Genomic DNA, 13,823 nt, shown 5'->3' with positions numbered 1-13,823 from the left:
GGTGCGGCGCACAGCGACGGGCGCCGCCGTCGCGGGCCTGCTGCTCCTGCTCGGCACGGCCTGCGGCAGCCGGCTCCCCGAGAGCGACTTCGAGAACCGCGCCACGCCCACGCCCCGGGAATCCGCCGCGCCGATCCGCGTCGGCATCATCAGCAGCGCCACCAGCCCCGTCGGCGCCTCCGCGTTCACGGGACCGCGTGACGGCGCGAAGGCCTGGTTCGACCGGCTCGACGCCCGGGGCGGCATCGGCGGACGGCCGGTCGAGGTGCGGCTGTGCGACGACGGCGGCAGCGGCGTCGGCAACAGCGCCTGCGTGCACCGGTTGATCGACCAGGACAAGGTCGTCGCCCTCGTCGCCACGACCGCGTTCGACTACGCGGGCGCCTCCCAGGTGTCCCGCGCGGGCGTGCCCGACATCGGCGGCCAGCCCATCGGCGCCGCGTACGACACCTATCCGCACCTGTACGGGATCTACGGCAGCCTCGCGCCGCGCGACGGCACGCCCGGCTGGAACGGCGAGCTCTACGGCGGCACCGAGGTCTACCGCTACTTCAAGCGCGTCCACGGCGCCCGCACGGCCGCCGTCGTCTCCTACAACCAGTCCGCCTCCGCCGCCTACGCCCGGCTGGTCACCCAGGGACTCAGGGCCGAGGGCTACCGGGTCGTCAGCGAACAGGTCGACTTCGCGCTGCCCGACTTCCGGGCCGCCGCGGCCGACCTGAAGGCACAGGGCGCCGACCTCGTCTTCGACGCCGTCGACACCCACGGCAACGCCCAGCTGTGCAAGGCCATGGACGATGTCGGCGCCCACGTCACCGCCAAGGTGACCAACGTCCAGAACTGGACGTCCACCGTGCCCGAGGACTACAAGGACGCGCCGCGCTGCCGCAACGCGCTGTGGGCCACGGGGTCGAGCCGGAACCACGAGGACACGGGCGACGCCGCCGTACGGGAGTTCCGCGACGCCACCAAGGGCCTGCCGGCCCGCTCCCAGTGGCAGCTCGAGGGCTGGGCGGCGGCACGGTGGTTCACCGACGCGGCGAAGTCCTGCGTCCGGACGGGCATCACCCGGGCGTGCGTCGACGCGTTCATGAACCGGGGCACGCCCTACACCGCGGGCGGGCTGCTGCTCCCCGTCACCTACGAGCGCCTGGCCGAGCCGCCCGGAACGCGTCGGACCTGCCTCTCGGTGGCCCGCTGGCGCGACGGCAGGGGCTGGGTCACCCAGGGCGACATGAACACGAACTGCTTCGACGTACCGCAGATCGCCTACCGCCCCTGAAGAACGTCCCCGGCGCCTGCGGACAGTACCTGTCCGCAAGCGCTGGCAGACTCGGCGGCATGTTGGAGACATCCGCACGACTGCTGCGCCTGCTCTCACTGCTCCAGGCCCACCGCGAGTGGTCGGGCGCGGATCTCGCCGGGCGGCTGGGCGTCACCGCGCGCACCGTCCGCCGTGACGTGGAGCGGCTGCGCGAGCTGGGCTATCCCGTCAACGCCAGCCCGGGTACGGGCGGCGGTTACCAGCTCGGCGCCGGGGCCGAGCTGCCGCCGCTGCTCCTGGACGACGACGAGGCCGTCGCGGTGGCCGTAGGGCTGCGCACGGCGGCCGGGCAGGGCATCGAGGGCATCGGCGAGTCCTCCGTCCGCGCGCTCGCCAAGCTGGAACAGGTCCTGCCGAGCCGCCTGCGGCGCAGGGTCGGCGCGCTGAACGCCTTCACCGTGCCGATGCTGCGCGGCCCGGGGACCTCCGCCGTCGACCCCGCCGTCCTCACCGAACTGGCCAACGCCTGCCGTGACAGCGAGCGGCTGCGCTTCGAGTACCGCGATCACGGGGGCTCCTCGACGCGCCGTACCGTCGAGCCGTACCGGCTGGTGTGCACCGAGCACCGCTGGTACCTGGTCGCCTGGGACGTCGACCGCGACGACTGGCGTACGTTCCGGGCCGACCGCATCACGCCCCGGCCGCCGCACGGACCGCGCTTCACGCCCCGTACGCCACCGGCCGAGAATCTGGCCGAGTACGTCTCCAAGGGCGTCTCCACCGGCGCCTACGCCACGAACGCCGTCGTCCGGCTGCTGGTGCCGCTGGAGCAGGCCGCCGCGCGGATCTCACCCTCGGCCGGGACCCTGGAGGCCTCGGGGAAGGACAGCTGCCTCCTGCGCACCGGGGCGCCGAGCCTCGACATCATGGTCATCCACGTGATGCTGATGGGCTTCGAGTTCGAGATCCTGGAGCCCGCCGAACTCGGCGACGCGATCAGGACGGCCCGGGACCGGTTGTCCCGGGCACTGGAGAGGCCGGGGCCGGTTGTCCCGGGCGCCGGAGAGACAGGGCCCCGGGAAGCCGGTGCCTGAGCGGGCCCGGGGGCTGGGAAGCAGGCCTGGGAAGCCGGGTCCCGAGGGGGTGCCGGCACGGTCCGCGTGCCGTGACGGAAGTCCCGGGTGCCGGCCGAGGAACGTGCGGGGGTTCTGTGGGCGAAGCGTGTATTTCCTATGCGGCGTCAGCTTCCGCGGAGCGTGCCGTAATCGGAGCGGACCGGATAGGGAAATCCGCCGCCGAGCACGCGCCGACCCACCGCTCCGCCCATTTCACCGGGCTATTCGGGACGCCCGGACGACGACTCCGAATTACGTTCGAAGGCGTGCGGAACACCGAAGGAACCCCTCATACGGGGGATCGAGTTCGGCGAAACACGTGTCGTGATCCTGTGACAGAAGTGTGACCGGCGGGGGACAGGTGACGCTTCGTCGCCGATCGGGCTTCCACCGCCGGGGCGTGCCGCCTAACGTGGCGGTCATGGCACCCATTCCCCCCTCTCACACAGAGCCGCAGGACAGTCCGGAGAGCTATGTCGGGATGGAGGTGGGCAGTGCGCGGGAGCGCGCGCGGGAGCACGGCTGGCCGACGGTCCGCGCGTTGCCCCACGGCGCGATCATCACCATGGAGTACCTGGTGGGGCGGCTCAACTTCGAGGTCACGGACGGCACGGTGACGCGCTGCTGGAAGGGCTGAGCGCCCTGCCCCGGCGGACCGTGGCCCGTTCGGCGTGCGGAGTGCCGAGCGCGGCCGGGTGCCGCGCCACGACGTGCGAAGGCCCCCGGCTCGACGAGCCGGGGGCCTTCGCGGTGCGGGGAGAGGCTGTGCGTACCGGCCCCGCAGTTCTCAGCCACCCGTCAGCGGGCTCTCAGCCACCCGTCAGCGGGCTCTCAGCCACCCGTCAGCGGGCGGGCCGTCGCGGCGGCCGCGCGCGCCGGACGGTCCGGGTGGGGCGGGCGGTCCGGGTGCGTCGGACGGCGACTGCCCGCCGGTGTCACCGGGGTGCGTTCCGAGCGGGCGGTGTGCGGGCCCGGCGCCAGGTGGGCGGGGGATCTGGGCGGACGGGAGGCGACGGCCCCGCGGGCCGGCATCTCGCTGTCCACCGAGACGGCCTGCGGGGACAGGACCGGTGCGGGGACCGGGGAGGGGGCCGGCGCGGGCACGGCGCGGCCGCGACGGGTGCGGGTGCGCCACAGGTCGCGAAGCGAGAAGATCCCGGCCTCGGAGCGCGCGATCAGCGGCTCGCACCAGGGCAGCGCCAGCAGGATCAGCAGACCCGCGGCCCAGCCCAGCAGGACATCGCTCAGCCAGTGCGTACCCAGGTAGACGGTGGTGAGGCCGACGCCCAGCGAGGTCACGGCGGACAGCGCCGAGAGCCAGCGTCTGGCTCTCGGGGTCGACGCCAGATAGGCCAGGATTCCCCAGGTCACGACGGCGTTGGCGGTGTGGCCCGACGGAAATATATCGCCGCCCAGGCCCATCTCGTTCGAGCCGATGGTGATGGCGTAGTGCGGGCCGAGACGGCCCATGCCGAGCTTCGCCGCGCCGACCGTGAGGTTGAGCAGCAGCAGGGACGCGCCCAGGGTGAGCAGGGGGCGCAGTGTGTGCTGGCGCCAGGAGCGCCAGCCCAGCCACGAGGCGACCATCACCGCGGTGGGGCCGCGCTGGCCGAGCACCACGTAGTAGTCCAGGAACGCGTGGATCTCCGGCCACTGCTGGTAGGGCCGGAAGAACATGACCTGCCAGTCGAACCGGACCAGCCACGACGTGATCGCCACGGCCCACACGATCGCCAGGTAGAAGGCCAGGGTCGCCGCGAAGAGGACAACCCTGTGCCGACTCATCTTCGGCACATCGATGTGGGCCGGTCGTTCCGGCTCACGGTCCAGCCGGGCGAAGACCCGGTCCAGACGGGTGAGGTTTCGTTCGGTACGCACTCAATCGACGTTACAGCGAGTGAGCTGCGTTCCAGGCCGATTCACTCGGTTTGTGATGACGATGTGATGTGGGATTCCTCTCAGGATCATGTTTATTTCCAACGAATCTCTAATCCCGTGACCGTGGAGCCTTCAATTCCATTGATCTCCGAGGGTCTTCGATTTTATGGCACTTTTATATTCGTTCACCGGGTGATGGTGTGGAATTCGCCGCCCGCTCACCGGTCCCGCGCGGGGTGCCGCCGGGCGGGTCAGGGAGGCCCCGAGCCGTTCAGCCAGAAGGCCCCGTAGACCGCCGAGGCCACCGCGACACCCCCGACGACCAGTGCCGACCTGGAGGTACGCAGCCCCGCCAGGGCCCTGGCGGGAGGGAACAGGAGCGGGAAGGCCGGGAGCAGCAGGCGCGGCTTCGAGCCGAAGTAGCTCGACGCGCACAGGGCGAGCGCGACGACGATCCCCGTGTAGACCAGGAGGGCCGGTGGCTGTCCCTGGCGTACGCATGTCACGTAGAGCGACAGGACGAGCACGACTCCGGCGACCAGGGCGGCACCGGCGAGGGCGGACGGGAAGGAGGTGAACTTCTCGGCGACGAAGCGCCCGAAGGCGTAGCCGCCGTCGAAGCCGTTGCGCCACCCCGCCTGGACGTCGAGATAGCCGAGCGGGCCCCCGCCCGTGCGATGCCCCACCCACAGCACGTAACCGGCGGCGCCGAGCGGCGCGACGACCATGGCGAGGGCGCGCCGCCACGGACGCGCGCCGTCCGTCCGGGGCACGCTTCCGCCGCGCCGGTGTTCTCCCACGAACGAGCTAATCGCCGCCACCCACAGGGCCGCGACCACCGCGATCCCCACCGGCCGGGTCAGCCCGGCGAACGCGGCGAGCAGTCCCGCGGCCGGCCAGCGGCCGGTCAGCACCGCGTACAGCGACCACGCGGCGAGCGCGGTGAACAGTGACTCGCTGTACGCCATCGACTGCACGATGCCGACGGGCAGGATCGCCCACACCAGCGCCGCGCACACCCCGGCCCGCCGGCCGTGGACGTGGTCGGCGACCGCGAAGATCCCCCAGGCCGCGGCGAGCGAGGCCACCGCGGAGACCAGCAGTCCGGCGTCCGCGTACGACAGCGGTGTCACCGCGTGGCCGATCCGCTCCAGCCAGGGCAGCAGCGGGAAGAACGCGAGATTCGCGTGCACGTCACCGTTCGGGAGGCGGACCTCGTAGCCGTAGCCGAGCTCGGCGACCCTCGTGTACCAGAGCGAGTCCCAGCGCCCCGACAGCAGCCGGTGGGCGCTCTCCCCGTTCGCCGCGCTCCACACGGCGAGCGTGACGAGGCCCAGGGCGCGCACCGCCGCGTAACCGAGGAGCGCGGGTGCGGCTCGGCGCAGGGCGCTCCCGCGGGGCGTCGCGGCGGGATTCTCCGGATCGGTCACGGGCCCGATTATCGGCGGACCGCGGAACCGGCAGGCCGTACGGGGTGTGACGACGTGCGGGCGGCGTGGCGTACGCCACACACCCGGCCGGCGAACGTGAGAGGTCCGCCACGTGTCACGGGCGAGAACTCGCGTACGCTGACGGCTCACTCGCCTTTGTTGCGTGGGCCCGGGATTCCGCTCTCCGGGCCGCAGCCCCAGGGAGTCCCCACCCTGCGGATCCGCAGAACGCGAGGGAATCTCTGGAGGTACGTACATGTCCGGGACGACCACGGCCGCTGCGCGATGCCGTCGGGAGGCCGGAGCCGGTGCCAACCGCTGGGTCGTCCTCGTCGTCCTGTGCGTCAGCCTGCTGCTCGTCGCCGTCGACGCCACCGTTCTCCACGTCGCGGTGCCCGCCGTCACCGAGGACCTGAAGCCCGGCGCGATAGAGCTGCTCTGGATCGTCGACATCTATCCGCTCGTCTGCGCCTCGCTCCTCATCCTCTTCGGCACGCTCGGTGACCGGATCGGCCGACGACGGGTCCTCCTCCTCGGTTACGCCCTCTTCGGAGTCGCCTCCGGCATCGCGGCCTTCTCCGGGAACGCGCAGCTTCTGATAGGCGCCCGCGCCCTGCTCGGCATCGGCGGCGCCATGATCATGCCCGCCACGCTGTCGATCCTGCGCGAGGTCTTCCCCGACCGGCGCGAGCGGGCGCTCGCGATCGGCATCTGGAGCGCCGTCGCCGCCGTCGGCGCGGCGGTCGGACCGCTCCTCGGCGGCTTCCTCCTGGAGCACTTCTGGTGGGGGTCGGTCTTCCTCGTCAACATCCCGCTGATGATCGTCAGCCTGCCGGTGGGACGGCTGCTGCTGCCCGAGTCCCGCGGCGGCCGCGAGGGCCCCTGGGACGTGGTCGGCGCGCTCATGGCCGCCGCCGGTCTGTTCGGCGTCGTCCTCGGCGTGAAGCGCCTCGGCGGCGGCGAGGCGCCCTTCAGCCCCTTCACCCTCGTACCCCTGCTCGTCGGCGCCGTGCTGATGGCCGTCTTCGTGCGGCGGCAGCGGCGGCGCGCGCATCCCCTGGTCGACCTGCGCATGTTCGCGCGCCCCGCCTTCAGTACGTCGGTGGGGTGCATCGTCCTCGCCATGCTCGCTCTGGTGGGCCTGGAACTGATCGCCGCGCAGTACCTCCAGCTCGTGCTCGGTCTGTCGCCGCTCCAGACCGGGCTGCGGCTGTTGCCGCTCACCATCGCGGCGATGGCCGCCGGTCTCGCCGGGGCGAAGCTGCTGCGCAGGTTCGGGCCGCGCGCGATGGTGTCCTTCGGGTTCTGTCTCACCGCGGCGGCCGTCGTCACGCTCACCGCGATGGGCGGGAACGACAACGCGGCGCTGCTGCTCTTCGGCTTCGTGCTGCTGGGCTTCGGCCTGGAGACCACGCTCTTCGGGGCGTACGAGTCCATGCTCAGCGAGGCGCCGCAAACACAGTCGGGCGGCGCCGCGGCGATCGGCGAGACCTCGTACCAGCTCGGCGCGGGGATAGGGATCGCGCTGCTGGGGAGCGTGATGAACGCGGCGTACGCGCCCGGGCTGTCGTCCGTCCCCGGGGTCCCGGCGGCCGATTCGGCGGCGGCGGGACACTCGCTGGGCGAGGCGTACCAGGTCGCCGACCGGCTCGGCGGCGCGTCCGGCGGTGCCCTGCGGCAGGCCGCCCGGGACTCCTTCGTGCACGGACTGCACGTGACCCTGCTGGTGAGTGCCGGCCTGTTGCTGCTCGGCGCCGTGATGGCGCTGCGGCTGCCGCGGGTCATGGAGTGCGGCACCGCCGCGACAGGTAGCGCGGCGACGGGTACCGCCGCGATTCCGGCTCCCGCCTCGGACGCCGTCGCCGTCCCGGCCTCCGCGCCGGGCCCCGCAGGCATTCCGGTTCCCCGTGACGCCGCCGGGACCGCCGAGAGCCGCGTCTCCGCCTAAGGGCTGTCCCGTAATCCCCGGTGGATCAGCGCGCGGCGTCAGATGCGGTGCATCGCAAGGCGGAGGGTCGTCCTCATACCGGGTGTATTCGGGCGATCCGACAACGCGGCGAGGTGCCGTAGCTGTCGTCGTGCGCCCGCCGGGGATTACGGGACAGCCCTTAGGTTCCCCGTCCGCTCCGGGGCAGGGCTTCCGGCCCGCGGGCCGGTGCCGCACCCCCGACCCGGAGGCACTGGTCGCCCCGCGTCGCCCGCCGGGCGGGCCGGGCGGGCGCGGAGCTCCCGGGTGCGGTGCGGAAGTGCCCTGGACTTGCGGGAGACTGCGTCGTAACGTCGGGCCGAGATCCTTGACTAGCGGTGCTAGTTATCACCCTGCCGGAGGCTGTCGTATGTCCGCGTCCTCGAAGCTGCCGCCCTTCGATCCCGCCGACCCGCTCGGGATCGACGACCTGCTGGACGCGGAGGAGCTGGCCGTCCGCGACACCGTGCGGAGCTGGGCCGCGGACCGGGTGCTGCCGTACGTCGCCGACTGGTACGAGAAGGGCGAGCTGCCCGGCATCCGGGAACTGGCGCGGGAGCTGGGCGGGATCGGCGCCCTCGGCATGTCGCTCCAGGGGTACGGGTGCGCGGGGGCCAGCGCCGTGCAGTACGGCCTCGCCTGCCTGGAGCTCGAGGCGGCCGATTCCGGGATCCGTTCGCTCGTCTCGGTTCAGGGTTCCCTGGCCATGTACGCCATCCACCGGTTCGGCAGCGAGGAGCAGAAGCGGGCCTGGCTGCCGGGCATGGCGTCCGGCGAGATCATCGGGTGCTTCGGGCTGACCGAGCCCGACCACGGATCCGACCCCGCCTCCATGCGGACGCACGCCAAGCGCGACGGCGGGGACTGGGTCCTGAACGGGCGCAAGATGTGGATCACCAACGGTTCCGTCGCCGGTGTCGCCGTCGTCTGGGCGCAGACCGACGACGGCATCCGAGGATTCGTCGTGCCCACCGACGCGCCCGGATTCTCCGCCCCGGAGATCAAGCACAAGTGGTCCCTGCGGGCGAGCGTGACCAGCGAGCTCGTCCTCGACGACGTGCGACTGCCGGCCGACGCCGTCCTGCCCGACGTCGTCGGCCTCAAGGGCCCGCTCGGCTGCCTCTCGCACGCGCGGTACGGGATCGTGTGGGGCGCCATGGGCGCGGCGCGGTCCAGTTTCGAGTCCGCGCTCGCGTACGCGAGGACGCGTGAGCAGTTCGGGCGCCCCATCGGCGGCTTCCAGCTCACCCAGGCCAAACTCGCCGACATGGCCGTCGAACTGCACAAGGGGATCCTGCTCGCCCATCACCTGGGCCGCCGCATGGACGCGGGACGGCTCCGCCCCGAGCAGATCAGCTTCGGAAAGCTCAACAACGTACGCGAGGCCATCGAGATCTGCCGTACCTCGCGCACGATCCTCGGTGCCAACGGGATCTCGCTGGAATACCCCGTGATGCGGCACGCCACGAACCTGGAGTCGGTGCTCACCTACGAGGGCACCGTCGAGATGCATCAGCTCGTGCTGGGCAAGGCGCTCACCGGGCTCGACGCCTTCCGGTGACGGTCCCGCGTGTGAAGCACCGGCCGGGCAGGGCCGGTGAGCGGCCCTGCCTCAGCTCTGGTTGAAGAAACCGTCCGTCTGACGGCCCGCGGCCTCGCCGCTGACGATCTCCGTATGCGCGGGGGTCAGCAGGAAGACCCGGGTCGCCACCCGCTCGATGGTGCCGCGCAGGCCGAAGGTCAGGCCGGCCGCGAAGTCCACCACGCGCTTGGCGTCGGCGGCCTCCATGGACGTGAGGTTGATGATGACCGGGATGCCGTCCCGGAAGAGTTCGCCGATACCGCGTGCGTCCCGGAAGCTGTCCGGGGTGACCGTGCCGATCCGGCGGCCCTTCTCCTCCGCCGTCTCGGAAGCAACCTTCACGCGAGGGTCGGTGACCCAGGCGTCGCCGGAGTCCTGACCCTCGGCGTAGTCGTCGTCGTAGTAACGCTCGTCATCGTTGTCGTCGACGAGGCCAAGCCAGGCACTCGCCTTGCGCACCGATCCCATGGACGCCTCCTCTCACAGCGGTCTTTCGTGCTTCCGCATCCCCATGGTCGTCCATGATGCGGATGTCGCGCCAAGTGGATAGACGCCGCGTGGGGGTTTCGTGACGGTACTGGTGCACAGCGAATCCGTCGAGAGCCCGCGCCCCCCAAGGGTCGTACGGGGTAAGGCTGCTGACTGAGAGTGAAATATGATTTCTCGCGGCGACCGGGTGACGAGCGGGGCGTACGGGTGAACGGGAGGGTCGATACGATGCCCGACCGCAATGTCGTACGGGTCACGGGGGAGTGTCGTGTTCGGAATCGTGAGGCCCTGCAGCCACCGTCTCGGTGAGGGGCTCAAGACGCAGTGGATGGCGCATCTGTGCGGGCTCTGTCTCGCGCTGCGAGGGGACCACGGTCAGTTGGCACGGGTGGTCACCAACTACGACGGCCTGCTGATATCGGTTCTGACGGAGGCTCAGGCCGAGCGGGCGACGGGATGGCGTCGCACGGCGGGCCCCTGTCCGCTGCGCGGCATGCGGACCGCCTCCGTCGCGCAGGGCGAGGGCGCGCGGCTCGCCGCCGCCGTCTCGCTGGTCCTCGCCTCGGCGAAGGTGCGCGACCATGTCGCCGACGGGGACGGACTCCTCGCGCGAAAGCCGGTCGCGCTCGCCGCGCGCCGGGTGGCCGAGAGCTGGGGCAGGGCCGGGGCGCGAACGGGAACCGCCGTCGGCTTCGACACGGCCGTGCTCGTCGACGCCGTGGACCGGCAGGTCGGGATCGAGGCGCTGGCCGGGCCGGGAACGCCGTTGCTGACCGTCACGGAACCCACCGAGACCGCCACCGCCGCCGCCTTCGCGTACACCGCCGTCCTCGCGGGCCGCCCCGGCAACGCCGCTCCGCTGGCCGAGGCCGGGCGGCTCTTCGGACGGCTCGCTCATCTGCTGGACGCCGTGGAGGACAGGGAGACCGACGCCGCGTCGGGAGCCTGGAACCCGCTCGCGGCCACCGGGACCTCGCTCACCGAGGCCCGTCGGCTCGCCGACGACGCCCTGCACGGGATACGGCTCGCCCTGCGGGAGGCCGAGTTCACCGACGGCAGGCTGGCGCACGTACTGCTCGTCCACGAACTGGGCCGCTCGGTGGACCGCGCGTTCGGGACGTCGGGGTGCGGGCACGCGGAGGACGGATCACACGGACCGCACGGCGCCCTCGGCTCTCCCGGGTCCGGCCGTCTCCTCGACGCGCCGGGATCCGCCGTCCTGCTCGGACCCGAGGGTTCCTTCGGGCCGCCCCAGCACGGCGGGAATCCGTACACCGGTGGCGGCAACCCCTTCGGCGGCGGCCCTTCCGTCCAGCCCCCCAACCCCGGCAAGCGCGGATTCTGGGCCGGCTGCGCCGCCGCCGTCGGACTGTGCTGCACCTGCAAGATGTGCTGCGCCGACCAGTACGAGGGCCCGTGGTCGCGCAAGAAGCGCGAAGGGTGCCTGAACGGCTGCGACTGCGACTGCGGTTGCTGCGAGGCGTGCAAGTGCTGCGAGTGCTGTGAGTGCTGTGACTGCGGGGTGTGACGGGCGGAAGGCGCACGGGGGCGGAGCCGCCGACGATTTCGTCCTCGCGCCCCCGCGATGCCCTGCGGACCGGAGGAGTTCGCGGACCGGGTGATGCCGCCGCTCCAGGACCGCGGACCGTTCCGCACTGAACAACCGAACAACTGAATAACCGAATGGACGGGCATCGCGTCGCGTCCGCACCTCGGCCTGGCCGAGCCGCTCGTGTGGAAGGGTTGATCACATGACGACGGACGCACCCGAGGACTGGAAGCACTGGCAGGAGCACCGCGTGGCGACGGTTTCGGCGCCGTACGGACCGCTCGCGCTCACCGGAACCCACTGGATCGAGGACTATCCGGAAGGGCGACTTCCGGACATCCCCGGGCATTGGGCCGTCAAGGGCGGCCAAGTGACCCTGACGGCGGCCGCCGAGGACGGGCTCACGGTCGACGGCGAGCCCTTCACCGGCGGCATCGTGCTGGACGCCGACTACGGACCGGCCGGCGGAGCCCGGGTCGGGCGCGGGGAGCGGCGGTTCGTCGTCCTGGCGCGCGAGGGGATGTGGGGCGTACGCGACTACGACCCCGACGCGCCCGCCCGGAAAGCCTTCGCCGGCATCGAGGCGACGCCGTACGGCGAGCGCTGGGCGGTGCCCGGACGGTTCACCCCGTACGGCGAGAGCCGTACCGTGCGCGTCGAGAACGCCGACGGGGTGACCCGCGGGCTCGCCCTCGGCGGAGTCCTCGCCTTCACCCTGGACGGGCAGGACCTCACCCTCCAGGTGTCGGTCGAGAGCGACGGCACGCTGTGGGCCGTCTTCGCCGACACCACCAGCGGGGACGGCAGTTACCGCTTCCGGTTCCTGCGCCCCGCGGCGCCCGACGCCGAGGGGCGTACGACGGTGGACTTCAACCGGACCGTGCTTCCGCCGTGCGCGTTCGCCGACCATTTCGTCTGCCCGTTCCCGCCGCCCGGAAATACGCTGCGCGTGGCCGTCGCCGCGGGGGAGCGCCGATTGGCCCGAGGGCCCCGGGACTCCTGAAAACGCGCGGGAACTCCTGCGCCTTCAGTGGTCCGATGATCAACCTCCGCTGGATGAGGGCAAGTTGAACGCTGCACGGCCGAAAGGCGCCCTTGCGCCTGTCGGCCGCACAGCCGAATACTCCCCCTCAGCGCTTGTCAGGAGCATGGCTTGTTCGGAATCCGGACGGGCGGCTCCCGGCTGCGCCTCACGGGCCCCGACCCCACGACGCGAGGGCCCCTTACTTCCCTTCGGAGGAATGAAACGTGAGGATCAAGCGCACCACCCCCCGCAGCGGCATCGCGAGACGGAGTCGGCTGATCGCCGTGACCACCGGACTCGTCGCCGCGGCAGCGTTCGCGATCCCCAGCGCGAACGCGTCCGACGTCCAGACCTTCAGTTCCACTCAACTGAGCAGTGTCAACAAGTCGGTACTCCAGTCCGACATCGCGGGCACCGCCTGGGCGGTCGACGCCAAGACGAACCGCGTGGTCGTCACCGTCGACAGCACGGTCTCGAAGGCCGAGATCGCGCAGATCAAGAAGGACGCCGGCGCCAACGCCGACGCCCTCACCATCAAGCACACCGCGGGCAAGTTCAACAAGCTGATCTCCGGCGGCGACGCCATCTATGCGAGTAGCTGGCGCTGCTCGCTCGGCTTCAACGTCCAGGACAACAGCGGGAACTACTACTTCCTGACCGCCGGTCACTGCACCGACGGCGCGGGCACCTGGTGGTCGAACTCCGGGCACACGACCACGCTCGGCACCACCGCGGGCTCCAGCTTCCCGACCAACGACTACGGCATCGTGCGCTACACGAACACGTCCGTCACCAAGTCGGGCGCGGTCGGCAGCCAGGACATCGCCAGCGCGGCCACGCCCTCCGTGGGTACCACCGTCTACCGTCGCGGCTCCACGACCGGCACCCGCAGCGGCCGTGTCACCGCGCTCAACGCGACGGTCAACTACGGTTCCGGCGACATCGTCTACGGCATGATCCAGACCACGGTCTGCGCCGAGGGCGGTGACTCCGGCGGCCCGCTCTACGCCGGCAGCGTCGCGTACGGTCTGACCTCCGGCGGCAGCGGCAACTGCAGCTCCGGCGGTACGACGTTCTTCCAGCCCGTGACCGAGGCCCTCAGCGCCTACGGGGTCCACGTCTACTGACCGGCGCGTACGACAACCCCCCACAGCCAGACCTGCGGTCAGCGACAGGCGAGCCCCCGCACGCAACCGGCGTGCGGGGGCTCGCCCTCGCTCCGGTGACGGGTCTACCTTCGAAGCGCGCGCTCCGCACGCCCGGTGCGCCACGTCGGACCCTGGGGGCCGTGATGGTCGAGGAACTGGTGGTGGCGGGAGTCTCCGTCGTGTCCGTGGGGCTGGTCTACACGATGGCCGCCGCCCGTGTCGTCAAACAGTACGAACGGGGCGTGGTGCTGCGGCTCGGCAAGCTGCGCTCCGAGGTCCGCGGCCCCGGCTTCACCATGGTCGTGCCGTTCGTGGACCGGCTGCGCAAGGTCAACATGCAGATCGTGACCCTGCCCATCCCGGCCCAGGAGGGCATCA

12 protein-coding genes are annotated in these 13,823 nt (G+C 71.6%); 9 read left to right on the top strand and 3 right to left on the bottom strand.

Features of this window, described 5'->3' with window-relative positions; translation table 11 throughout:
* Position 1: 1 nt before the first annotated feature.
* From ACFYW9_RS35375 to ACFYW9_RS35365, 3 genes are all read left to right on the top strand, one after another.
* On the top strand, positions 2-1,282 hold the full coding sequence (locus tag ACFYW9_RS35375; protein WP_389159224.1) for an ABC transporter substrate-binding protein: 1,281 nt from the start codon (positions 2-4) through the stop codon (positions 1,280-1,282).
* 59 nt (positions 1,283-1,341) lie between these two features.
* A complete protein-coding gene (locus ACFYW9_RS35370) occupies positions 1,342-2,358 on the top strand; it encodes a helix-turn-helix transcriptional regulator (protein ID WP_389159222.1) in 1,017 nt (338 codons plus the stop codon).
* A 442-nt stretch (positions 2,359-2,800) separates the two neighbouring features.
* Complete coding sequence (locus tag ACFYW9_RS35365; RefSeq protein ID WP_351864215.1) at positions 2,801-3,016, top strand: proteinase inhibitor I78; 216 nt, start codon at positions 2,801-2,803, stop codon at positions 3,014-3,016.
* Between the two features lie 194 nt (positions 3,017-3,210).
* Here ACFYW9_RS35365 and ACFYW9_RS35360 read toward each other — a convergent pair whose 3' ends face one another.
* Positions 3,211-4,257, bottom strand: a complete 1,047-nt coding sequence (locus tag ACFYW9_RS35360) for a phosphatase PAP2 family protein (protein WP_351864212.1) — start codon at positions 4,255-4,257, stop codon at positions 3,211-3,213.
* A gap of 251 nt (positions 4,258-4,508) precedes the next feature.
* Positions 4,509-5,687, bottom strand: coding sequence for a glycosyltransferase family 39 protein (locus ACFYW9_RS35355; protein ID WP_389159219.1), 1,179 nt, complete (start codon positions 5,685-5,687; stop codon positions 4,509-4,511).
* 256 nt (positions 5,688-5,943) lie between these two features.
* On the opposite strand from ACFYW9_RS35355, the gene ACFYW9_RS35350 reads away from it, so the two are divergent.
* On the top strand, positions 5,944-7,635 hold the full coding sequence (locus tag ACFYW9_RS35350) for an MFS transporter (protein ID WP_389159217.1): 1,692 nt from the start codon (positions 5,944-5,946) through the stop codon (positions 7,633-7,635).
* 388 nt (positions 7,636-8,023) lie between these two features.
* Positions 8,024-9,214 carry an acyl-CoA dehydrogenase family protein gene (locus tag ACFYW9_RS35345; protein ID WP_326788664.1) on the top strand — a complete coding sequence of 397 codons (1,191 nt, stop codon included), beginning with the start codon at positions 8,024-8,026 and terminating at the stop codon, positions 9,212-9,214.
* Positions 9,215-9,265: 51 nt separating this feature from the next.
* On the opposite strand, the gene ACFYW9_RS35340 is transcribed toward ACFYW9_RS35345, so the two are convergent.
* Positions 9,266-9,703, bottom strand: a complete 438-nt coding sequence (locus ACFYW9_RS35340) for a cell division protein SepF (RefSeq protein WP_389159214.1) — start codon at positions 9,701-9,703, stop codon at positions 9,266-9,268.
* Between the two features lie 289 nt (positions 9,704-9,992).
* On the opposite strand from ACFYW9_RS35340, the gene ACFYW9_RS35335 reads away from it, so the two are divergent.
* The 4 genes from ACFYW9_RS35335 to ACFYW9_RS35320 form a co-directional block, all read left to right on the top strand.
* Positions 9,993-11,252 (top strand): DUF5685 family protein, encoded by a 1,260-nt coding sequence (locus ACFYW9_RS35335; RefSeq protein WP_389159212.1) that lies wholly within the window; start codon positions 9,993-9,995, stop codon positions 11,250-11,252.
* A gap of 223 nt (positions 11,253-11,475) precedes the next feature.
* Positions 11,476-12,276, top strand: coding sequence for a DUF1684 domain-containing protein (locus tag ACFYW9_RS35330; protein ID WP_389159210.1), 801 nt, complete (start codon positions 11,476-11,478; stop codon positions 12,274-12,276).
* Between the two features lie 245 nt (positions 12,277-12,521).
* On the top strand, positions 12,522-13,424 hold the full coding sequence (locus ACFYW9_RS35325; RefSeq protein ID WP_389159208.1) for a S1 family peptidase: 903 nt from the start codon (positions 12,522-12,524) through the stop codon (positions 13,422-13,424).
* 164 nt (positions 13,425-13,588) lie between these two features.
* On the top strand, positions 13,589-13,823 hold a 235-nt coding region (locus ACFYW9_RS35320), incomplete at its 3' end, for an SPFH domain-containing protein (protein WP_389159206.1).

The organism is Streptomyces sp. NPDC002698 (genome assembly GCF_042888945.1).
GTDB lineage: Bacteria > Actinomycetota > Actinomycetes > Streptomycetales > Streptomycetaceae > Streptomyces.
This window is presented reverse-complemented; position numbering and strand designations above follow the sequence as displayed.